This window comes from Knoellia flava TL1, assembly GCF_000768675.1.
GTDB lineage: Bacteria > Actinomycetota > Actinomycetes > Actinomycetales > Dermatophilaceae > Knoellia > Knoellia flava.
Genome location: NZ_AVPI01000002.1, coordinates 65,240 through 85,464, shown reverse-complemented (window position 1 = coordinate 85,464; position 20,225 = coordinate 65,240). Strand labels below are relative to the sequence as shown.

Annotated in this window: 23 protein-coding genes; 12 read left to right on the top strand and 11 right to left on the bottom strand. The window is 72.2% G+C overall.

From position 1 onward, the window contains the following. Window positions 1-49 precede the first annotated feature (49 nt). Window positions 50-1,060 carry an aldo/keto reductase family protein gene (locus N798_RS02295; protein WP_035945921.1) on the top strand — a complete coding sequence of 337 codons (1,011 nt, stop codon included), beginning with the start codon at window positions 50-52 and terminating at the stop codon, window positions 1,058-1,060. A 54-nt stretch (window positions 1,061-1,114) separates the two neighbouring features. Here N798_RS02295 and N798_RS02290 read toward each other — a convergent pair whose 3' ends face one another. Continuing rightward, window positions 1,115-2,488, bottom strand: coding sequence for an MBL fold metallo-hydrolase RNA specificity domain-containing protein (locus tag N798_RS02290; protein WP_035945919.1), 1,374 nt, complete (start codon window positions 2,486-2,488; stop codon window positions 1,115-1,117). Continuing rightward, entirely contained in the window at window positions 2,485-3,378 is an 894-nt protein-coding gene (locus N798_RS02285) for a universal stress protein (RefSeq protein WP_035945918.1), read from the bottom strand. The genes N798_RS02290 and N798_RS02285 overlap by 4 nt, the downstream gene beginning before the upstream one ends. A gap of 155 nt (window positions 3,379-3,533) precedes the next feature. Between N798_RS02285 and N798_RS17160 the strand changes: the two genes are divergently transcribed. From N798_RS17160 to N798_RS02265, 4 genes are all read left to right on the top strand, one after another. Further along, the gene (locus N798_RS17160) at window positions 3,534-4,652 is read left to right on the top strand and encodes an aromatic acid exporter family protein (RefSeq protein WP_052116831.1); all 1,119 of its coding nucleotides are present in this window, start codon (window positions 3,534-3,536) and stop codon (window positions 4,650-4,652) included. 105 nt (window positions 4,653-4,757) lie between these two features. Beyond that, window positions 4,758-6,125: an APC family permease gene (locus tag N798_RS02275; RefSeq protein ID WP_035945917.1), complete on the top strand. Its 1,368-nt coding sequence runs from the start codon at window positions 4,758-4,760 to the stop codon at window positions 6,123-6,125. 174 nt (window positions 6,126-6,299) lie between these two features. Beyond that, window positions 6,300-7,124, top strand: a complete 825-nt coding sequence (locus tag N798_RS02270; RefSeq protein ID WP_156971578.1) for an SDR family NAD(P)-dependent oxidoreductase — start codon at window positions 6,300-6,302, stop codon at window positions 7,122-7,124. After that, a complete protein-coding gene (locus N798_RS02265; protein WP_035945915.1) occupies window positions 7,121-7,909 on the top strand; it encodes a 2-oxo acid dehydrogenase subunit E2 in 789 nt (262 codons plus the stop codon). The genes N798_RS02270 and N798_RS02265 overlap by 4 nt, the downstream gene beginning before the upstream one ends. A gap of 10 nt (window positions 7,910-7,919) precedes the next feature. Here the strand turns inward: N798_RS02265 and larC2 are convergent, their stop codons facing one another. Next, complete coding sequence (gene larC2 / locus N798_RS02260) at window positions 7,920-8,540, bottom strand: nickel pincer cofactor biosynthesis protein LarC2 (RefSeq protein ID WP_084100007.1); 621 nt, start codon at window positions 8,538-8,540, stop codon at window positions 7,920-7,922. Beyond that, complete coding sequence (locus N798_RS19005) at window positions 8,477-8,905, bottom strand: hypothetical protein (RefSeq protein WP_035945914.1); 429 nt, start codon at window positions 8,903-8,905, stop codon at window positions 8,477-8,479. The genes larC2 and N798_RS19005 overlap by 64 nt, the downstream gene beginning before the upstream one ends. A 113-nt stretch (window positions 8,906-9,018) precedes the next feature. On the opposite strand from N798_RS19005, the gene N798_RS02250 reads away from it, so the two are divergent. Continuing rightward, complete coding sequence (locus N798_RS02250) at window positions 9,019-9,888, top strand: dimethylarginine dimethylaminohydrolase family protein (protein ID WP_052116828.1); 870 nt, start codon at window positions 9,019-9,021, stop codon at window positions 9,886-9,888. A 93-nt stretch (window positions 9,889-9,981) separates the two neighbouring features. Here the strand turns inward: N798_RS02250 and N798_RS18305 are convergent, their stop codons facing one another. Continuing rightward, on the bottom strand, window positions 9,982-10,149 hold the full coding sequence (locus tag N798_RS18305) for a hypothetical protein (protein ID WP_188450381.1): 168 nt from the start codon (window positions 10,147-10,149) through the stop codon (window positions 9,982-9,984). 48 nt (window positions 10,150-10,197) lie between these two features. Here N798_RS18305 and N798_RS02245 point away from each other — a divergent pair, with 48 nt between their 5' ends. From N798_RS02245 to N798_RS02235, 3 genes are all read left to right on the top strand, one after another. Continuing rightward, window positions 10,198-10,866: a hypothetical protein gene (locus tag N798_RS02245; RefSeq protein WP_035945982.1), complete on the top strand. Its 669-nt coding sequence runs from the start codon at window positions 10,198-10,200 to the stop codon at window positions 10,864-10,866. A 129-nt stretch (window positions 10,867-10,995) separates the two neighbouring features. After that, window positions 10,996-12,327, top strand: coding sequence for an acyl-CoA dehydrogenase family protein (locus N798_RS02240; protein WP_035945913.1), 1,332 nt, complete (start codon window positions 10,996-10,998; stop codon window positions 12,325-12,327). Window positions 12,328-12,357: 30 nt separating this feature from the next. Next, window positions 12,358-13,617 (top strand): acyl-CoA dehydrogenase family protein, encoded by a 1,260-nt coding sequence (locus N798_RS02235; RefSeq protein ID WP_035945911.1) that lies wholly within the window; start codon window positions 12,358-12,360, stop codon window positions 13,615-13,617. Window positions 13,618-13,728: 111 nt separating this feature from the next. Here the strand turns inward: N798_RS02235 and N798_RS02230 are convergent, their stop codons facing one another. Continuing rightward, the gene (locus tag N798_RS02230) at window positions 13,729-14,088 is read right to left on the bottom strand and encodes a hypothetical protein (RefSeq protein ID WP_035945910.1); all 360 of its coding nucleotides are present in this window, start codon (window positions 14,086-14,088) and stop codon (window positions 13,729-13,731) included. A 115-nt stretch (window positions 14,089-14,203) separates the two neighbouring features. Between N798_RS02230 and N798_RS02225 the strand changes: the two genes are divergently transcribed. The 3 genes from N798_RS02225 (at window position 14,204) to N798_RS02215 (ending at window position 17,018) form a co-directional block, all read left to right on the top strand. Further along, window positions 14,204-15,928, top strand: coding sequence for a S8 family serine peptidase (locus N798_RS02225; protein WP_188450380.1), 1,725 nt, complete (start codon window positions 14,204-14,206; stop codon window positions 15,926-15,928). A 159-nt stretch (window positions 15,929-16,087) separates the two neighbouring features. Continuing rightward, on the top strand, window positions 16,088-16,588 hold the full coding sequence (locus N798_RS02220) for a hypothetical protein (RefSeq protein WP_035945906.1): 501 nt from the start codon (window positions 16,088-16,090) through the stop codon (window positions 16,586-16,588). Window positions 16,589-16,637: 49 nt separating this feature from the next. Then, the gene (locus N798_RS02215; RefSeq protein ID WP_035945904.1) at window positions 16,638-17,018 is read left to right on the top strand and encodes an MmcQ/YjbR family DNA-binding protein; all 381 of its coding nucleotides are present in this window, start codon (window positions 16,638-16,640) and stop codon (window positions 17,016-17,018) included. Between the two features lie 51 nt (window positions 17,019-17,069). Here N798_RS02215 and N798_RS02210 read toward each other — a convergent pair whose 3' ends face one another. The 5 genes from N798_RS02210 to N798_RS02190 form a co-directional block, all read right to left on the bottom strand. Next, window positions 17,070-17,492, bottom strand: coding sequence for an MOSC domain-containing protein (locus N798_RS02210; protein WP_229708391.1), 423 nt, complete (start codon window positions 17,490-17,492; stop codon window positions 17,070-17,072). Between the two features lie 8 nt (window positions 17,493-17,500). Further along, window positions 17,501-17,851 carry a fluoride efflux transporter FluC gene (locus tag N798_RS02205; RefSeq protein ID WP_035945902.1) on the bottom strand — a complete coding sequence of 117 codons (351 nt, stop codon included), beginning with the start codon at window positions 17,849-17,851 and terminating at the stop codon, window positions 17,501-17,503. Beyond that, window positions 17,848-18,240, bottom strand: coding sequence for a fluoride efflux transporter FluC (locus tag N798_RS02200; protein WP_035945901.1), 393 nt, complete (start codon window positions 18,238-18,240; stop codon window positions 17,848-17,850). The genes N798_RS02205 and N798_RS02200 overlap by 4 nt, the downstream gene beginning before the upstream one ends. Before the next feature lie 3 nt (window positions 18,241-18,243). Next, window positions 18,244-19,473 (bottom strand): pyridoxal phosphate-dependent aminotransferase, encoded by a 1,230-nt coding sequence (locus N798_RS02195; RefSeq protein ID WP_035945900.1) that lies wholly within the window; start codon window positions 19,471-19,473, stop codon window positions 18,244-18,246. Between the two features lie 65 nt (window positions 19,474-19,538). After that, window positions 19,539-20,222 carry a hypothetical protein gene (locus N798_RS02190; RefSeq protein WP_229708389.1) on the bottom strand — a complete coding sequence of 228 codons (684 nt, stop codon included), beginning with the start codon at window positions 20,220-20,222 and terminating at the stop codon, window positions 19,539-19,541. Window positions 20,223-20,225 lie beyond the last annotated feature (3 nt).

Here is a 20,225-nt window from a genome sequence, read left to right as displayed (position 1 = left end):
GCAGAGGTGCGCTCACCTGCGACGACGCTGACCGGCATACGGTGGGGAGATGGACTACAGGTACCTCGGCAACAGCGGGCTCAAGATCTCGGAGATCACCTACGGCAACTGGCTGACCCACGGGTCGCAGGTCGAGAACGACGCGGCGACGGAGTGCGTGCGGGCCGCGCTCGACGCCGGCATCAGCACCTTCGACACCGCAGACGTCTACGCGAACACCAAGGCGGAGACCGTCCTCGGCGAGGCGCTCAAGGGCGAGCGGCGCGAGGGGCTGGAGATCTTCACGAAGGTCTACTGGCCCACCGGGCCCGGCGGCAAGAACGACAGCGGGCTCTCGCGCAAGCACGTCATGGAGTCGATCGACGGCTCGCTCCGGAGGTTGCAGACCGACTACGTCGACCTCTACCAGGCGCACCGCTACGACACCGAGACCCCGCTCGAGGAGACGATGCAGGCCTTCGCCGACATCGTGCGGCAGGGCAAGGCGCTCTACATCGGAGTGAGCGAGTGGACGGCCGACCAGATCCGCGAGGGCGTGCGGCTGAGCAAGGAGCTCGGGTTCCAGCTCGTGTCGAGCCAGCCGCAGTACTCGATGCTGTGGCGGGTCATCGAGGACGAGGTCGTGCCCACCTGCGCCGAGCTCGGCGTGAGCCAGATCGTCTGGAGCCCCATCGCGCAGGGCGTGCTCACCGGCAAGTACGAGCCGGGACAGGCGCCGCCCGCGGGCTCGCGCGCCACCGACGAGAAGGGTGGCGCCGACATGATCAAGCGCTTCATGAACGACGACGTCCTCACCCGGGTGCAGGGGCTGCGCCCGCTCGCCGACGAGGCGGGCCTGACGATGGCCCAGCTCGCCGTCGCCTGGGTGCTCCAGAACGACAACGTCGCCGCCGCCCTCGTCGGGGCGTCACGTCCGGAGCAGGTCCACGAGAACGTCAAGGCCGCGGGCGTCCGGCTCGAGCCGGAGCTCATGACCCGGATCGACGAGGTGCTCGGCGACGTCGTCGAGCGGGACCCCGGCAAGACCGCGCAGAACGCACCGAAGCAGCGCCCGTCCTGACGGCTGGAGCACCCTCCGCCCGTCCCTGCCGACGGGCGGAGGGTGTTGGTCCGGTCAGTCGACCCGGACGCGCTCCCCGAGGCGCGGCACGATGACGGCCGCGTCGAGCTCGCTCCGGATCCGCTCGGCCAGTGCCTGTGCCGACGACGGCTCGCCGTGCGTCACGAAGACGCTCTCGGGTGGCCTCGGCAGCTCGTGCAGCCAGCCGAGGAGCTCGTCGGCGTCCGCGTGGACCGAGAAGCCCTCGTCATGGGCGATCTCGGCGCGCACCGGCACGTAGGACCCGGCGATCTTGACCTCGTGGGCGCCGTCGGCGAGCGCGCGGCCGCGAGTGCCGACGGCCTGGTAGCCGGTGAGCAGCACCGTGTGCCGCGGGTCGGGCAGCATCCCCGCGAGGTGGTGGACGACCCGGCCGCCGTTGGCCATCCCCGAGGCCGAGACGATGATGCTCGGGCTCCGCGGCCTGTTGAGCGCGCGCGACTCGTCGGCGGTGAGCGCGAGCTGCCAGCGCGGGAGCGCCCGAAGCGTCGTCTCGATGTCCTCGGCGAGCTCGCCCTCCGCGACCGAGCTGCGATAGACCTCGAGCACCTTGAGCGCCATCGGGCTGTCGAGGTGGATGGGGACGTCCGGGATGAGGCCCTCGGAGCGCAGCCGCCCGAGGGCCTCGAGGACGAGCTCGGTGCGGTCGACCGCGAAGGCCGGCACGAGCACCGAGCCACCGCGCTCGACGGTGCGCCTGATCGTCGCCGCCATCTCGTGGTGGTCGGGGTCGTCACCGGGATGGGTCCGGTCGCCGTAGGTCGCCTCGACGACGACGTGCCGGGCGGCCGGGGGCGCCGCCCGCGGTCGCAGGAGCGGGTGGTGCGGGCGGCCGAGGTCGCCGGAGAAGAGCACCGACGTCCCGCCCACCTCGAGCAGCGCGCTCGCCGACCCGAGCACGTGCCCCGCACGGACGAGGGTCAGCTCACCTCCCGACCGGAGGGCTGTCGGCCTGTCGTATGCCGTCACCTCCAGCGACTCGATCGCGCGCTCCGCGTCGTTCGCGGTGTAGAGCGGGAGCGGTGGGTCGTGGCGGGAGTAGCCCGACGTCCGTGCCCACTCCGCCTCGTTCTCGAGCAGGTGGGCGCTGTCGCGCAGGACGATCGGGACGAGCGCCGCGGACGCGCGGCTGCACCATGCCGGGCCGGCGAACCCCTGGCGCACGAGTGCCGGGAGGTAGCCGCAGTGGTCCAGGTGGGTGTGGGTGAGCACGACGTCCTCGATGCTCGACGCCGGCACGCGGAACGGCTCCCAGTTGAGCCGTCGCCACTGGCGCTCGCCCTGGTAGAGACCGCAGTCCACGAGCGCCCGGCGACGGTCGTGCTCCACGAGCGTCTTGCTGCCGGTCACGGTCCCGGCAGCTCCGAGGAACGTGAGGACGGCGCTCACCGGGCGGCCTTGCCCGTGGCCCTCCGGTCGCCAGGTGGCACGACGACGACGGGGCAGTGGGCGTGGTGGACGACGTGACGGCTCACCGAACCGAGGAGCAGCCCCGGGAACCCGCCGAGACCACGGCGCCCGACGACGAGCAGCTGCGCCCCGCGCGACGCCTGGACGAGCGTCGTGCCCGCGTGGCCGTGCTCGAGGGTCTCGGTGACGCGCACGTCCGGGAAGTCGTCGCGGTAGCCGGCGAGCATCTCGGAGACGACCAGCCGGTGCTCCTCGACGACCCGCGCGTGCTCCTCGTCGAGGTCGTGGGCGACGAGGACGACGTTGGGCTCGTCCCACCACCACGAGTGCACGGCGACGAGCGGCACCCCGAGGCGCGACGCCTCGGCGAAGGCGAAGGCGACCGCCGGGGCCGAGTGCTCGTGCGCGTCGACGCCGACGACGACCGGCCCCGTGGCCGACCGGTCCGCCGCCAGCGGGACGACCATGACCGGGCACTCGGCGTGGGCCATGACCTTGTCGGCCGTGGACCCGAGGAGCGCCGCCCCGGCCTGGCCGAGCCGGCCCCCGTCGACGACGACCATCGCCGCGTCGCGGCTCGCGGCGACGAGCATGGCAGCGGGGTCGTCGACCTCGGTGACGGCGGTGACGGCGAGCTCGGGCGCGGCCTTGCGGGCCCGCTCGCGGCACTGTTCGGTGTGGGCCGCCACCCGCACGAGGTGCTCGTCGGTCCACGGGACGATCGTCAGGCCCGTGGCGTGCATGACCCGCAACGAGCGGCCCCAGCGTCGGGCGAGAGCGGCCGCCTCCTCGACCGCACGCCCGGCGGACTGGCCGCTGTCGACGCCGACGACCACCGGGAGGTCGGCGTGGGTGTCCTGGGTGCTCATGGTGCTCTCCCTTCCGCTGCTCCCAGCGTCCCGCCGGCCACGCGCGTAGATGCAGGGCCCAAGGTCCCGGGCGGACGGCATACGGATGTGCCGTCGGGGTAGGTGAGGTGGCACGATCGAAGGCTGTCCGGACCCGAGTGACCAGGAGGAGCGCCATGGAGCTGCGTCCCAGCCGACCCCGTGCCCGGGCCGCGTTCTCGCTGGCATGGCACCACCCGGTGACCGCGCTCGCGGTGAAGTCGGCTGCCGCGGCCGGGCTCGCGTTCTGGCTCGGAGGGCTGCTGCCGGGCGACCTCGGTGAGTACCGCTACTACGCCGCGCTCGGCGCCTACTCGGTCATCTACCCCAGCGTCTCGGACTCGGTGGTCCAAGGAGCCCGGGCCGTGGTCGGGGTGCTGCTGGGTGCCCTCCTCGCGATGGCGCTTCAGCTCACGGCATGGACCAACCCCATCACTGTGGGACTGGCCGTCGGTCTCGGCGTCGTCGTCGGGGCATGGCGGTGGCTGCGCGACCAGACGACGTGGGTGCCGGTCGTCGCACTCTTCGTGCTCGCCGTCGGCGGTGCCCGGCCAGAGGGGTACGTCGAGGCCTACGTCGTGCAGATCGTCCTCGGCGCCGTCGTCGGGACGGTCGTCAACTTCGTGGCGTTCGCACCGCTGCCGCTGCACGAGCTGCAGACGTCGACGACCGCCCTTCGCCGGGAGCTCGCACGGCAGCTGCGGGCCGTGGCCAACGCCCTCGCCGACGAGGGCGGGCGACGGGAGGACAACGTCCTCGCGACGCTGCCGGACGTCGGTCCTGCGCGCGAGCGCGTCCGGCTCGCCATCGCCGAGGCGAGGAGCGCTCGCCGGGCCAACCCGCGCGCCCCGCGCACCGCCCACATCCACCGGGCGCTCTTCGACCTCGGTGAGACGCTCCAGCGGTGCAGCACGGCCGTCGAGTCGATGGCGATCGTCGTCCTCGACCCGAACGCCACGGAGCTGCCCGACGACCTCCGCCGCCGGACGGCTGACCTCATGGCCGCGCTCGCCACACTCTTCGAGGCGGTCGGCGACGAGGTGCCCGACGAGGAGCACGTCGCGCAGGCGCGTCGAGCCGTCGACGGGCTCATCGAGGGGGTCGAGTCCGAGAGCGGCGCGGGACGCGAGAGCCGCTACGTCGCCGGCGCGGCCGCCGTCTCCGGGCTGCGGTGTCTCGAGGCGTTCGTCACAGCGCAGCGCCGGTCCGGCGCCGACGCCACGGTCGTCCCGGGCCCGCCGCCGCTCCAGCCCTGAGGCCGTTCGGCTGTCGCGGGCGGGACGACGGCCGGCCCCCGGCCGCGCAAACCGGTCCGCTCGCAAAGTCGATGTCGGCTCCACGTCAGGGCAGAGTGTGGCGACATGGCAACCGACACGCAGATCTCGGAGTCCGGCGAGACGGCGACGAGGCTCAAGCGGAGCATCACGCCACTCCTGCTCTTCTTCTTCATCGTGGGCGACACCCTCGGGGCGGGCATCTACACGCTCGTCGGGAGCATGGCGAAGGACGTCGGTGGCGCCATCTGGCTGCCGCTCATCTTCGCGCTCGTGCTGGCGCTCCTCACGGCCGGCACCTATGCCGAGCTCATCACGAAGTACCCGCACGCCGGCGGTGCCGCCCGCTACGCCGAGCGTGCCTTCGACAAGCCCTACGTCACGTTCCTCATCGGCTTCCTCATGTTGTCTTCGGGCATCACGACCTCGGCAGCGCTCGCCAACGCCTTCGCGGGCGACTACCTCAAGGCGCTCGTCGACTGGCCGTCCGTGCCCGTGACCCTCGTCTTCATCGCCCTGCTCGTCGCGGTCAACCTGCGTGGCGTGCGCGAGTCGCTCATGACCAACGTCGGCGCGACCGTCATCGAGATGACCGGCCTCATCATCATCATCGTCGTCGCCGCCATGGTCTTCGGCAGGGGCGACGCCGACACGGGCCGGCTCACGACCTTCGCCGAGGGCGTCACGCCGCTTCAGGGCGCCTTCGCCGCGACGACCATCGCCTTCTTCTCCTTTCTCGGATTCGAGGCCGCGGCCAACATGGCCGAGGAGGTCAAGGAGCCGACCAAGGCCTACCCGCGGGCGCTCTTCGGCGCCATCCTCACCGCCGCCGTCATCTACCTGCTCATCGCCCTCGGCGCTGCCGCGGTCGTCCCGACCAATGAGCTCGCGGCGTCGGAGGGTCCGCTGCTCGAGGTCATCACGTTCTCGGGCATCAACTTCCCGTCGTGGCTCTTCGGCGCCATCGCCCTCGTCGCGATCGGCAACGGCGCGCTCCTCTTCATGGTCATGGCGAGCCGTGCGACCTACGGCCTCGCCGAGTGCGGGCTGCTGCCGAGCGTCTTCGGCAAGGTGGCCTCGACGCGGCGCACGCCGTGGGTCGCGATCCTCGTCATCGGCGCGGTGACGATGGTCATGAGCTTCGTCGGCGACGTCGGCACCCTCGCGGACACGACCGTGCTCCTGCTCGTCATCGTCTTCATCTCGGCGAACATCTCGGTGCTCGTGCTCAAGAAGGACACGGTCGAGCACACGTACTTCCGCACCCCGGCGGTCGTCTCGGTCGTCGCGCTCGTCGCGAGCATCGCCCTGCTCACGCAGTTCGACGCCCAGACGTGGCTCATCAGCGGCGCCTACGTCGTCGTCGGCACCGTGCTCTTCCTCATCGCCCGTGCCGCCCGCAAGCGCGAGGGGAACCTCGAGGAGGCCCACCTCGGGGACGACACGGAGATCTGACACACCGGCCGGTTCAGGACCGGCCCAGCGACGCCGTCGCGCAGGATCGCGGAGACCCGCGGCCCGCGCGGCGGCGTTCGTGTCGCTCGGGACCAACCGAGCCGGTATGCCGTCCGCTCCCCTTCCGCCGCGACTCCGTGCGACCCGGTCGGGGTCGTGGGTGAGACTGTGCTGATGCGGACGACGAGCGCGCACGTCCTTCTCACCGGGGCCACCGGCACGATCGGCGCCGCCCTCGCCCGGCGGCTCGGCGCCCAGGGGGCGCGGGTCACCATGGTGGCCCGCACGCCTGACGTGCTCGAGGCGCTCGCCGACGCGACCGGAGGAGCCGCCGTCGCCGCCGACCTCTGCGACCCGAACCGGCTGCGCGGCCTCGTCGACGAGGTCGAGGCGCAGCAGGGACCGGTCGACATCCTCGTCAACAACGCCGGTGTCGAGACGAGCGCCCACCTGACCGACCTCTCCGCCGAGCAGCTGCGCACCACGCTCGACCTCAACCTCGCCGCGCCCCTCGAGCTGTGCCGTCAGGTCCTGCCCGGCATGCTCGACCGCGGCCGGGGCCACCTCGTCAACATCTCGTCGCTGGCGGGGGTGGCGACGTTTCCGGGTCTCGCGGCCTACGGCGCCAGCAAGGCAGGTCTCACCCACGGGACGTCCGGCCTGCGGGCCGACCTGCGCGGCACGCCCGTGCGGACGCTCACGGTCGAGATCGGTCCCGTCGCCTCCGAGATGATGGAGCGGATCAACGGCCACGGTCCCAGCGCGGCGTCCTTCAGCAGGGTGCTGCGCGCCCGGCTGCTCACGATGCTCGACCCCGACGACGTCGCGCGCGAGGTGGTGCGGGCCATCGAGCAGGACCGCCCGCACCTCCGCCTGCCGCGACGCGCTGCGCCGCTGGCCGCCGTGACCGGCGTCCCGAGGGCGCTCGCGCGAGTGGCGCTGACCGGCATACCGACGGCGTCGTCGACGGGCGACGACCGTGGGGGAGGCGGGTCGTGACCCGCCGCCGCACCCCGATCCGGCGCAAGATCGCGGTGGCGACGTGGCGACCGTCGCGCGACGGACGGATCTACGCCCGCATGGAGGTCGACGCCACGGCCGCGCTCGCCTACCTCGACCGCGTCCGGGCAGAGTCGGGTGAGCGCGTCACCATCACGCACGTCGTCGGGGCGGCGCTCGGCCGGGCCCTCCGGGAGGTGCCCGAGGTGCGGGCCCGCGTCGTGATGGGCCGCCTCGTCGAGCTCGAGACCTGCGACGTGGGCTTCGCGGTCGACATCGAGCAGGGGTCCGACCTCGCCCCGGTCAAGGTGCCCGACGTCGACCGGCTCACGCCTCTCGAGGTCGCCCGCCGCGTGGACGCGGGCGCTGCCCGGCTCCGCGCCCGCGAGGACCTCGCCTACCGCCGGAGCTCGGGGATCGTGCGCCTCACCCCGACGTGGCTCATGCGGTCGGCGCTGTCGGTCGCGAGCCTCCTGTCGGGAGGGCTGGGACGGTCCGCCCTGGGGCAGCCGGGCTTCCCGCTCGGGACCGCCTTCGTGTCCAACGTCGGGACCCTCGGGCTCGACGAGGCCTTCCTCGCGCCTTTGCCCTTCGCCCGCACGCCCGTCTACCTCGCCGTGGGCGCCGTGCAGCCCAGACCCGTGGCCGTGGGAGACGAGGTCGTCGTGCGACCGGTCCTCGTGCTCGTCGCGACCGCCGACCATCGCATCGTCGACGGGGCGCACGCCGGTCGCCTCGCCGGCATCGTGCGCGACCTCCTGCTCCACCCCGAGCGCCTGGGCTGAGCCGCCGGTCTCAGTCCTGGCGAGGGCGGTCCGCCGCCGGGTCCCGCAGGCCCTGCGCGGCCGCGTTCGTCTCGTCGAGGAGGACCCGAGCCGGTATGCCGGCCGCCTCGGCTGCCGCACGCAGGTCCTCGAACTCGGGGGTCGCGTGCACGACCCGTCCGTCCGGAGCGTGCGAGAGCTTGACCCGCACGTCGTGCCCGCGGACGGTGACGGTCTCCCAGGACCGTCCGAGCGCGAACCGCTCGACCCGGTGCTCACGCACGCCGAGCGTCGTCGTGTGCTCGAGGACGACGTCGCGCAGGGCGGCGCGGAGGTCGTCGAAGCACAGCACCGACAGGGTGTGCGCCGGACGACCCTTCTTCATGAGGATCGGGGTGAGCCAGGCGTCGGCCGCCCCCGCGTCGAGGAGGGCCTCGAGGACGCCCGGCCACAGCCGCGGGTCGAGGTCGTCGACGTTGGCTTCGAGGACCCACAGCTCCTCGGGAGTCACGCCGACGAGGGAGGAGGCGCCGGCCGGGGCCCCGGACGGCCCCGCGTCGCCGGTCGGCGTCCCGAGGACGACCCTCGTTACGTTGGCCCGGCCCTCGACGTCCTTGGTCCCGGCACCGCTGCCCGACGCTGTGACGTGGATCGACCGTCCTCGTCGTCGCCGCCGGCACCTCGGACCTGCCCGTCGCGCGTGAGGCCCTGCTCGTCGCCCGCCACCTCGGACGCCGCGCCGACCTCGTCGTCGACGTCGGGATCGCCGGGCTGCACCGCATCCTCGGCCGGCTGGACGAGCTGCGTGCCGCGCGGGCCATCGTCGTCGTCGCGGGCATGGACGGCGCCCTTCCCGGCGTCGTCGCGGGCCTCGTGTCGGCGCCGGTCGTCGCGGTGCCGACGTCGGTGGGCTAGGGCGCTGCCTTCGAGGGCCTCGCGCCGCTGCTGACGATGCTCAACAGCTGCGCTCCGGGCGTCGCCGTCGTCAACATCGACAACGGCTACGGCGCCGGTCACATGGCGGCCCAGATCGCTGCTCCCGTTCCTGGCTGAGGCTTCCCAGGGGGTAGCGTGCCCCCGAGTCTCCGTTTCCGTGAGGCGCGCCCTCCACCCCGCACGGGAGTCCGACGGTGTTGAACTCGACGCTGCTCATGTCGTCCGCCCACTTCTTCGGCAACGACCACAAGCTCAACCCCTACTACGAGGACGGCGAGACCGTCGACACGGCGAAGGCCGAGGTCGAGCACGCCGGCATCCGCGAGGCGCTCCGGTCCGCCGGCGCCGAGATCCTCCAGGTCGACGCGCCGCCGACCAGCCAGGACGGCGTCTACACCGCCAACTGGGCCCTCGTCCGCGACGGCGTCGCCCTCATGGCCACCCTGCCGCCGTCGCGCAAGAGCGAGGAGCCGTGGGCCCGCACCAAGCTCACCGAGCTCGGCTACGCCGTCGAGGACCTGCCGCACGCGTGGCGCTTCAGCGGCCAGGGCGACGCCCTCGTCTGCGGCGACCTCGTCTTCTGCGGCGCCGGCTACCGCTCCGACGAGCCGGCACTCGCGTATGCCGCGGACCGCTTCGGCCTCGAGCGCATCCAGCTCCAGACGCTGCCCCTGCTCAACCCCGACGGCACCCCCCACGTCAACGTCGTCAGCGGCTGGCCCGACAGCTACTGGTACGACATCGACCTCACCCTCGCCGTCCTGCGCGAGCCGGACTCGACCGGCAGGGGCCTCATCGCCTACTGCCCCGAGGCCTTCACGCCCGAGAGCCGCCAGCTCCTCGATCGTCTCGACACCGTCGACAAGATCGAGATCGCCGAGTCCGAGGCGATGGAGTCCTTCGCCTGCAACCTCGTCTCCACCGGCACGACCGTCGTCATGAGCGACAGCGCCCCGCTGCTGCGTGCCGACGTCGAGCGCGCCGGCCTCAAGGTCATCACCCCGCACGTCGACGAGCTCGCCAAGGGCGGCGGCTACATCCGCTGCACCAGCCTCTGGGTCTGACCCTCACGAGTGCTGCGACTGATTGCCCTTTCCAGCGGCTTTCACGGTCCGGTCCCGTTCCGGGACCGCGCTGGAAAGGGCAATCAGTCGGGGTCAGGGGCGCTGCTGCTGGGCGCGGGCGTGCCGCTCGTGGAGGCGCTCGCGCACCTCGTCGGGCGTGTAGGCCCGCCGCTGCCGCTCGTTGCGCGCCACGACCGCGCCGGTCGCGACGACCGACACGACGCCGGCGAGACCGAGCAGCTTCCACCAGTTCGACTGCATGACCGCAGCGTATGCCGGGTGCTCGCGCTCCCGGCATACGCTGCGGTCATGGTTCGCGCGGAGCAGACGTCCGAAGGCCTCTCGCTCGACGAGGCCGTCGAGCTCACCCGCACGGGCGACGTGTGGATCTTCCGCGGGCGCTCGGTCGCCGACCGCGCGATCCAGACGGCGACGAACGCCCCCGTCAACCACGTCGGCATGGCCGTCGTCCTCGACGACCTCCCGCCGCTCATGTGGCACGCCGAGATGGGCAAGTCACTGCAGGACATGTGGACCGGCGGGCACCACCGCGGCGTCCAGCTGCACGACCTGCGCGCGGCGGTGTCGCGCTGGCAGGAGGCCTACGACCAGCGGGCGTGGCTGCGCCAGCTCACCCCCGAGGTCGGGCCCGAGCACGAGGACGCCGTGCTGCGCTGCGTCGCCCGGCTCGACGGCGTCTCGTTCCCGTCGACCGGTCGACTCGCGTGGCGCTGGCTCACGGGCCGTGACGCGCACGTGTCGGCCCGCGACCTCGACCTCAGGGCGATCCGGCCGGAGGTCGCCTACTGCGCCGAGGTCGTGGCGCTGACCTACGAGGAGATGGGCTTGCTCACGCCCGACGCGCCGATGAACTGGTACGACCCCGGCCGCTTCTGGAGCGGCGACTCGCTGCCGCTCGTGCCCGGCTGGGACCTCGGCATCGAGATCCCGGTCCACCGGGCGGCCTCCGCCTCCTGACCCCGAGCCCCGGGCGAGGTTCTGGTTACCGACTGACAAGTTTGCGGTAGGCTCGGTATCAGGCACTCGGTGTACCGGATACTTTGCGAAGCCGAGCTGCAACCGGAACCCACGTGGAAGGACGCCAGCATGGCGACGACGCCCACCCTCGCCGACCGGGGCCAGCGCCTCGGCCTGCGCCTCATCTCCAAGGCCGCCGGGCTGCCCGTCATGGCCGACCCCAAGGTCCGCGGCCGGGTCGAGCGCATCCTCGGTCGCAGCACCCACGCCGGCTTCCGAGCCCAGGTCGCCGTTGGTCGGGCCTTCAAGCAGGTCAAGGGCTCGGGGTCGGCGAAGCGACCCTCGCCCGTCTCGCGCCGTGGGGTCTTCGACCTCACGCCGACCGAGGACCAGCAGATGCTCCAGGAGGCGACCCGCGAGCTCGCCGACGAGGTCATCCGCCCCGCGGGGTCGCGCGCCGACACCGAGCGCGCCGTGCCCGCCGAGGTGCGCGAGGCCCTGCAGGAGATGGGGCTCGTGCTCGTCGGCGTCCCCGAGGAGCTCGGCGGCATCGCCGAGGAGCGGTCCGCGGTCGCCGGTGTCCTCGTCCTCGAGCAGCTCGCCCGCGGTGACATGGGCATCGCCGTCGCCCAGATGGGGACCGCCGCGGTCGCCACCGCCCTCGCGCTCTACGGCGACGCCGACCAGCAGGCGACCTACCTGCCGCACTTCGCGGGCGACGAGCCCGTCGCCGCGGCGGCGCTCGCGCTGCAGGAGCCGCAGCCGCTCTTCGACCCCTTCGCGCTCACGACCACCGCTGTGCCACAGGGCGACTCGCTCGTCCTCAACGGCACCAAGGCCCTCGTCGCCAACGCCGACAGCGCCGAGGTCCTCGTCGTCTCGGCGATGGTCGAGGGCGAGGCGCGGCTCGTCGTCGTCGAGGCGGCCACCGAGGGTGTCACCGTCGAGGACGATCCCGCGATGGGCGTGCGCGCCGCGCACACGGGCCGGGTCGTGCTCACCGACGTCATCGTCCCGCGGGCCAACCTCCTCGGCACGACCGACGACCACCGTGACGCCGTGCGCCGTGGGCGGCTCGCCTGGGCCGCGGCCGCCGTCGGCACCGGTCAGGCCGTGCTCGACCAGGTGACCGAGTACGTCAAGGAGCGCAAGGCCTTCGGGGAGCCGATCGGCCAGCGCCAGGCCGTCGCCTTCATGGTGGCCGACATCGCCATCGAGCTCGACGGCCTCCGGCTCGCCGTGCTCAAGGCCGCCGCCCGGCTCGACGCCGACGCCGACCCGGCTCAGGTGGCGCAGGTCGTCGGCGAGGTGCGCGCGCTCACCGCGACCCACGCCGCCCGGATCGGCTCGCACGCCGTCCAGCTCCTCGGCGGCCACGGCTTCGTCAAGGAGTTCGACAACGAGCGGTGGTACCGCGACCTGCGTGGAGCGGGCGTGCTCGAGGGCACCCTGCTCGTCTGACCGGCATACCGAGACCCCAAGGACTGGACCATGATCGATCTCGAGGTTCCCCGGAAGTTCCGACCGCTCGTCGAGCAGGCGCGCGGCATGGCCGAGGAGGTCTTCCGCCCCATCTCGCGCAAGTACGACCTCGCCGAGCACGAGTACCCGCGTGAGCTCGACCTCATCTCCGCCGTCATCGACGGACTGAGCAGCTCGGGCGCCGGTCAGGGTGCGGGCGCGTCGAGCAGCACCCGCGCCACGGACCCCGAGGGGGAGGGCGAGGTGGCCGCCGTCGGCTCGGGCCGCCACCACCCCGCCGGGTCGAAGGTGCGCAACGGCTCCAACCTCAGCTCGGTGCTCTCGATCCTCGAGACCTGCCGCGGCGACGTCGGGCTCACCCTCTCGATCCCGCGCCAGGGCCTCGGCAACGCTGCCATCGCCGCCGTCGCGAACGACGAGCAGAAGCAGAGGTATGCCGGCCAGTGGGCCGCGATGGCGATCACCGAGCCCGAGACCGGCTCGGACTCGGGAGCCATCCGGACGACCGCGGTGAGGGACGGTGACGAGTACGTCCTCAACGGCGAGAAGATCTACGTCACCGCCGGCGAGCGCGCCGAGCTCGTCGTCGTGTGGGCGACGCTCGACCGGAGCCTGGGCAAGCAGGCCATCAAGTCGTTCGTCGTCCGGCGCGACAACCCCGGGCTCCGGCTCGTCCGGCTCGAGCACAAGCTCGGCATCCGTGCCTCCGACACCGCCGCCTTCGTCCTCGACGACTGCCGGGTGCCCGCCGAGGACCTGCTCGGCGACCCGGAGATCCGGATCGAAGGGGGCTTCGGCGGTGCGATGCAGACCTTCGACAACACCCGGCCGCTCGTCGCCGCGATGGCCCTCGGTCTCACCCGTGCCAGCCTCGACCTCACGACCGAGCTCCTCGCGAAGGCGGGCGTGACCGTCGACTGGGACCGGCCAGCACACGTGCAGTCGCACGCGGCGGCGCGGCTGCTCCAGATGGAGGCCGACTACGAGGCCGCGCACGCGCTCACGCTGCGGGCTGCGTGGATGGCCGACAACGGCCGGCCGAACTCGATGGAAGCGTCGATGGCCAAGGCCAAGGCCGGGCGCACCTGCGTCGACGTCTCGCTCGCGTGCGTCGAGCTCGCGGGTGCGACGGGCTACGCCGAGCGCGAGCTGCTCGAGAAGTGGGCCCGCGACTCCAAGATCCTCGACATCTTCGAGGGCACCCAGCAGATCCAGCTGCTCGTCGTCGCCCGCCGCCTCCTGGGCATGACCTCCGCCCAGCTCAAGTAGCCACACCTTTCTCGCCCGAAGTGGGTTCCGCGCACGTCGGGTGGGAACGGTTGTGCTCCGACGTGCGACCTTGCCACCCGACGTCGCGCGAGCCCGGCTCGGCCCGCCCGCTCAGCCCCGGCGGCGACGACGCTTGCGCTGGCGCTGCACCCACGGCACGCCGATCGCCACCATGGCGAGGGCGAGCACGACGGCAGCCGCGAGGAGCCCGCAGACGAGCGCGAACCCGACCTTGATGACCCCCTCCCAGACGAGGTGGTCGTAGGCGAGGTCGGGCTCGTTCTGCGTCCCGGTCCAGAAGCCGAGCACGAACGCCATCCCGGTGATCACCATGAGGCCCAGCGAGAGCCCGGCGCCCTTGGCGACCTGGCCCACCTCGATCGGTCCGGCGGCCTGGTCCTCCTCGTCGACCCGATGGGCGAACGTCTCGAAGACGTCCGGCATCGGGCCGGTCCGGGCGCGCTTGGGCATTCGGGAAGCATAGGCCGAATCTGGTCACTGGCAGCCATGTCCCGGGCGTGCCGCCGGCCCTAGGTTGGGCGGCGAGGTGCGCACCGTGGCGCACCCGTTCCATGAGGAGGAACCCATGCGACGATCTCGCATGCTGGCCCTGACCGGAACGGCTGCGCTCGTCGCGGCCTTCGCCGGCTCGGCCACCGCGACCGCCGTGCCCAGCACCCCTGCGGCGACGACGGCCGACAGCGGAACCTTCGTCGTCCTGGCCGACGAGGGCGCGAACGTCAAGGCGATCGCCGACCGGCTGAAGCGGGCCGGCGGGACCGTGACCTCGGTCAACACGGCGATCGGTCTCGTCACCGTCAAGGGCTCGGGCGACGTGCTCCGTGCGGCGCGCAGCATCGCCGGAGTCGAGGGTGCAGCCCGCGAGCGCTCGATCGGCTCGGCCCCGGTCCGCGCCAAGGGTCCGGACCCCGTGGAGCAGGAGCACGTCTTCGACCGGACGAGGACCAACGGCACCTACAAGTCCACGCCCACGCCGCCGGCCGGTCACGATCCCCTCGACGGGCACCTCTGGGGCATGCAGATGATCCACGCGTTCGAGGCCCACGCCGTCGAGAAGGGCGACAAGGTCCGCGTCGGCGTCCTCGACACCGGTGTCGACGGCACCCACCTCGACCTCGCCGCGAACTTCGACTCCGCACTCTCGCGCAACTTCACGACCGACATGCCCGACATCGACGGCCCGTGCGAGGTCGCGTCCTGCGTCGACCCGGCGAACGTCGACGACGACGGCCACGGCACGCACGTCGCGGGCACGATCGGCGCCGCCCTCAACGGGTTCGGCCTCAGCGGGGTCGCCCCCGACGTCGACCTCGTCAACATCCGCGGTGGCCAGGACAGCGGCTACTTCTTCCTCGGCCCGGTCGTCAACGCCCTGACGTATGCCGGTGACACCGGTCTCGACGTCGTCAACATGTCGTTCTACGTCGACCCGTGGCTCTACAACTGCGCCGGCGGCGCTCCCGAGGACAGCCCCGAGGAGGCGATGGAGCAGGACGTCATCATCGCCGCCATGACGCGGGCGCTCGACTACGCCCACTCCAAGAACGTCACGCTCGTCGGCGCCCTCGGCAACAACCACGAGGACCTGAGCAACCCGCGCACCGACCTCACGAGCCCGGACTACCCGGGCGGCACCGAGCACCCGCGCACGATCGACAACGAGACCTGCTGGGACCTCCCGGTCGAGGGGCCGCACGTCATCGGCGTCTCCGCGCTCGGCCCGACGGGTGAGAAGGCGGACTACTCGAACTGGGCCACGGACCTCACGTCCGGAGAGCTCGAGGTGTCGGCCCCGGGTGGCTGGTACCGCGACGGCATCGGCACCGACACCTACCGCACCAACGGCAACCTCATCCTGTCGTCGGTCTCGCTGGCCTCCCTGCGCAACACGGGCGAGGTCGACAAGAACGGCAACATCACCCAGCCGGGCCGCGTCAACGGCGTCATCAAGCAGTGCACCGACCGCCGCCAGCCGGACCAGAAGGCCACGTGCTCCTACTACGCCTGGTACCAGGGCACGTCGATGGCGTCCCCGCACGCCGCCGGGGTGGCCGCGCTCGCGGTCGCCGCGCACGGCACGGGGGCGGACGCGGGCAGCTTCTCGCTCGCGCCCGACACCACGAAGGCCCTGCTCATGGGCACGGCCACGAACCACGCCTGCAACGCGCCCGCCCGCTCCTACGAGCCCGAGGGCCGCTCGGCCGAGTTCACGGCGACCTGCGTCGGCACGGCGGAGTTCAACTCCTTCTACGGCGACGGCATCGTCAACGCCCTGGGAGTCGTCCAGTGACGATGCGGTCCTGACCCGCACGATCCCGGTATGCCGGCCGCTCACCTCGAGCGGCCGGCATACCTGTCTCCGCGGCGGGTTCGCCGGAATCCCGGCCGGGTGGAACGCGGCGGCGGGAGACTGGAGGTCCTCGTGCTGGAGCGACAGGCAGGTGCACCCATGGACATCAACGGTCTTCCGGCCCACGTGCTCGTCGTGCACGGCGCGGTCGTCTTCGCCCCGCTGGCTGCGCTCGCCGCGACCCTCCTCGCGGTGGTCCCGCGGTGGCGCTACCTCACGCGCTGGCCCGCGCTGGCGCTCGCCCTCGTGGCGACCGTCACCGTGTGGCTCGCCCGGATCAGCGGCACCGACTTCTTCGACTCGCGGTTCGCGTCGCTGCCCGCCGACAACCCGGTGCTCGCGGCGATCCGCGAGCACGAGGAGCGCGGCGAGACCCTGTCGCTCGTGGTCCTCGGGCTGCTCGCCGTCACCGCTGCGGGTGCGTGGCTCCTCGGCGGTCCGTCGGGCTTCGCCAGCGGCCGCGGCGCGAAGGAGCTCGCCGCGCCGTGGCTGGAGACGGCCCTGCCCGTCCTGCTCGTGCTCGTGTCGCTGGCGACGCTCGTCTACGCGTTCCTCGCCGGGGACGCCGGCGCCCGCGCGACCTGGGAGCAGCAGGGCTGACGTCGGTTCGGACCGGGCGCTGTCGGCGGGAGGTCCTAGCCTGTCGACCGTGACGAGCACGACGCGCCCCGACGTGCCCCGCGACTGGGTCGAGCGGCTCTCGGCGATCGTGTCGGCCTTCCCCGAGGTGCGCGAGCACGACGCGTGGGTGGGCATGGCCTGGAAGGTCCGGTCCGCCACCGTCGCGCACGTCTTCGGCGGCGAGGACCAGCGGTTCCGCATCACCTTCCGCGCCGAGCCGGACGAGGTCATGGCCTTCCAGCACATGGGCGAGCCCTACTTCAAGGCGAGCTGGGGCAGCAACGTCGTGGGCCTGATGCTCGACGACGACACCGACTGGGCCGAGCTCGCGGAGCTGCTCACCGACTCCTACTGCATCCAGGCGCCGCCCACCCTCGCCGAGCGGGTTCCCCGACCCGAGCCCACCTGAGCCCACCTGAGCCGACCGACCCCAGCTGAGCCGTGCTGGGCCCGGTCCGCCTCAGTCGAACCGGACCTCGTCGCCGACGTGGATCGTCCCCGACGACAGCAGCCGGAAGACCGTGCCGCCGCGGGCGTGCATCGCCTTCATCGCACCGACCCCGATCCAGTCGTCGAGGAGCCGGCACGGCGCGACAATGCGCACGACCTCGAGCTCGACGTCGCCGATGCGCATCCGCTCGCCGGGTCGCTTCGGGATCGGCCCGGCCGTGATCGTGATGTTGCGGCGGGTCGCTCCGAGCGGGATGTCGTGGCCGAGGTCGCGGGCCGCGGCCTCGACCTCGTCGAGGGCCTGGACGGTGACGTGCCGGTGCCTGCTGCCGTGGTAGCGGTCGCCGACGAGACCCACACCTGCCTCCGCCTCGACGGACTCCAACGACCGCGTCGGCACCTTGCGCCCCGGAGCGATGTGGATGGCATGCACTCGCGGGTTCACGACACCACCGCCCATCCCAGCCACGCGGCGCCGAACCCGAGCACGAGGTGCAGGACGACGGAGGCAACCGCGTGGTGCGACCGGCGCTCGATGACCGAGTCCCACAGCTCGAGGGCGAGCGTCGACATCGTCGTGAGTGCTCCGCAGAACCCGATGCCGACGAGCGCCGTCGCCCCGTCCCCGGCGCCGCCGCCCACGAGCAGACCGAGGACGAGCGAGCCGACGACGTTGACGATCAGCGTCCCCGCGTGGGTCGTCGCGCCGCGGTCGCGCAGGTGGTGCGTCACGGCATACCGGATCGGCGCGCCGACGGCGGCGCCGAGCGCCACGAGCAGGACCGGCGTCATCGTTGCTGCCAGATGCGTTGTGCCACAGCCGTTCCCGCACCCACCGCGACGACGCAGGCGATGAACGTCACGACGACGTATGCCGTGGCGAGGGCTGCCCTTCCGCCTTCCGCGAGCGTGACCGTGTCGACCGCGAAGGCCGAGAAGGTGCTGAGGCCGCCGAGGAAGCCGGTCATGACGAGGGGGCGAACCCAGTGAGCGGCGTGCCGCCAGTAGGCGAAACCGGCGACGAGCCCGACGAGCACCGACGCGGCGAGGTTGACGGCGAAGGTGGCCCACGGCCAGGCGCCGGCCGGGTGCGGAACCGCGGTGCCCACGGCATACCGGGTCAGCGAGCCGAGCACGCCGCCGACGGCGACGAGCGCGAGGTCACGTGTCCGGACGGCCACGGGTCAGCGGCGGATCGTCTCGAGGTACTCCGCGATCCGGCCGATGGCCTCGGTGAGCACCTCGGTGTCGGGGAGGGTGACGAGCCGGAAGTGGTCGGGCTCGAACCAGTTGAAGCCGGTGCCGTGGGTGACGAGGATCTTCTTGGCGCGCAGCAGGTCGATGACGAACTGCTGGTCGTCCTCGATCGCGTACATCTCCGGGTCGAGCCGCGGGAAGCAGTAGAGCGCGCCGTGTGGCTCGACCGACGTCACGCCGGGGATCTCGTTGAGCAGCCGGTTGGCGAGCTTGATCTGCTCGTAGAAGCGGCCGCCCGGCACGATGAGCTCGTTGATCGACTGGTAGCCACCGAGCGCGGTCTGGATCGCGTGCTGCGCAGGCACGTTCGCGCACATGCGCATGTTGGCGAGCAGCGTGAGGCCCTCGAGGAAGTCCTCCGCCATGTGCTTCGGCCCCGACACCATGACCCAGCCGGCGCGGTAGCCGCACACGCGGTAGGCCTTCGACAGACCGCTGAAGGTGAGGCACAGGACGTCGTCCTCGGCGTAGGTGGCGACGTGGTGGTGCACCGGCGTCACGGCCTCGTCGGCGTAGAGGATCTTCTCGTAGATCTCGTCGGCCATGAGGACGAGCTGGTGGCGGCGGGCGATGTCGACGAGACCACGGACCGTCTCCTCCGAGTAGACCGCGCCCGTCGGGTTGTTGGGGTTGATGACGACGAGCGCGTGGGTGTTCTCGGTGATCTTGGACTCGATGTCGTCGAGGTCGGGGTTCCACCCGTTCTCCTCGTCGCACCGGTAGTGCACCGGCGTGCCGCCGGACAGCGCCACCGCGCCGGTCCACAGCGGGTAGTCGGGCGCGGGGATGAGGATCTCGTTGCCGTCGTCGACGAACGCCTGGAGCACCATCGAGATGAGCTCGGAGACGCCGTTGCCGATGAAGACGTCCTCGACTGTCGTCTCGGTGAGCCCGCGCGACTGGTAGTACTGCGCGACCGCCGTGCGCGCCGAGTAGATCCCACGCGAGTCGCTGTAGCCCTGCGCCTCGGGCAGGTTGTGGATGATGTCGGCGAGGATCGCCTCGGGTGCCTCGAAGCCGAACGGCGCCGTGTTGCCGATGTTGAGCTTGAGGATCTTGTGTCCCTCGGCCTCGAGCCGCTGGGCCTCGACGAGGATCGGCCCCCTCACGTCGTAGCGGACGTGCTGGAGCTTCCTGCTCTGGACGATGCGGCGCATGCCCGCATGCTCCCAGACGACATGGGGCGCGTGCGCGCAGGTTTCGCCGCAGAGCGTCGCGTCGGTCAGCCCGTATGCCGTCCGGTCCCGTGTCCGTGACCGTCGTGCCCCACGCTGCGGCGCGTGACGACCGTGCCCGGCCGGGCACTGCGCACGACCGTGGTGACGACGGTCGTCACCGACGGGGTCCGCGGGGTCGAGGAGAAGCCGAAGCGGCAGGGCGGGTCGATGTCGGCGAGGGCACCGAGGGGCGTCCCGTCGAAGGACCCGGACATCGCCGTGACCCGTCGCAGGTCGGTCGCGCCGTAGAACTCGCGGCGTCCCTCGAGGGCGGTGCCGACGGTGCGCACGCCCGGCAGCACGACCCGCGCGACGGGGTTCACGAGCCGGGCCCACAGCGGGCTGGCGCCGAGCGGGCGCGGCACCGCGCGCAGGAGCCAGCCCAACGGCATACGAGATCCCACCGTGAGGTCCAGCGAGAGCGAAGGAGAGGTGACGACCCACGAGGCGCCACCGGCGGTGCAGGACAACGGTTCCAGCCGCACCTCGTCGAAGACGTAGGTCGAGGTGATGTAGTCGGCCACCTCCTCGGTCGGCGCGAGGAGGACGCGGTGACCGCCTGCGGTCTCGACCATGGCGTCGCTGAAGGAGCCGAGGGGCGTCGAGTGCCAGTGGCCCACGACCACCCGGGTGCCCGAGGCCGAGCCGATGCCGGCGATGTGTCCGTCGAAGCGGTCGCGCCTGCCCACCCG

Coding starts and splice junctions, on each gene's coding strand:
- N798_RS02295 (WP_035945921.1), top strand. CDS start 50: ATGGACTACAGGTACCTCGGCAACAGCGGGCTCAAGATCTCGGAGATC.
- N798_RS02285 (WP_035945918.1), bottom strand. CDS start 3,378: ATGAGCACCCAGGACACCCACGCCGACCTCCCGGTGGTCGTCGGCGTC.
- N798_RS17160 (WP_052116831.1), top strand. CDS start 3,534: ATGGAGCTGCGTCCCAGCCGACCCCGTGCCCGGGCCGCGTTCTCGCTG.
- N798_RS02275 (WP_035945917.1), top strand. CDS start 4,758: ATGGCAACCGACACGCAGATCTCGGAGTCCGGCGAGACGGCGACGAGG.
- N798_RS02270 (WP_156971578.1), top strand. CDS start 6,300: ATGCGGACGACGAGCGCGCACGTCCTTCTCACCGGGGCCACCGGCACG.
- N798_RS18305 (WP_188450381.1), bottom strand. CDS start 10,149: ATGCAGTCGAACTGGTGGAAGCTGCTCGGTCTCGCCGGCGTCGTGTCG.
- N798_RS02245 (WP_035945982.1), top strand. CDS start 10,198: ATGGTTCGCGCGGAGCAGACGTCCGAAGGCCTCTCGCTCGACGAGGCC.
- N798_RS02240 (WP_035945913.1), top strand. CDS start 10,996: ATGGCGACGACGCCCACCCTCGCCGACCGGGGCCAGCGCCTCGGCCTG.
- N798_RS02235 (WP_035945911.1), top strand. CDS start 12,358: ATGATCGATCTCGAGGTTCCCCGGAAGTTCCGACCGCTCGTCGAGCAG.
- N798_RS02230 (WP_035945910.1), bottom strand. CDS start 14,088: ATGCCCAAGCGCGCCCGGACCGGCCCGATGCCGGACGTCTTCGAGACG.
- N798_RS02225 (WP_188450380.1), top strand. CDS start 14,204: ATGCGACGATCTCGCATGCTGGCCCTGACCGGAACGGCTGCGCTCGTC.
- N798_RS02220 (WP_035945906.1), top strand. CDS start 16,088: ATGGACATCAACGGTCTTCCGGCCCACGTGCTCGTCGTGCACGGCGCG.
- N798_RS02205 (WP_035945902.1), bottom strand. CDS start 17,851: ATGACGCCGGTCCTGCTCGTGGCGCTCGGCGCCGCCGTCGGCGCGCCG.
- N798_RS02195 (WP_035945900.1), bottom strand. CDS start 19,473: ATGCGCCGCATCGTCCAGAGCAGGAAGCTCCAGCACGTCCGCTACGAC.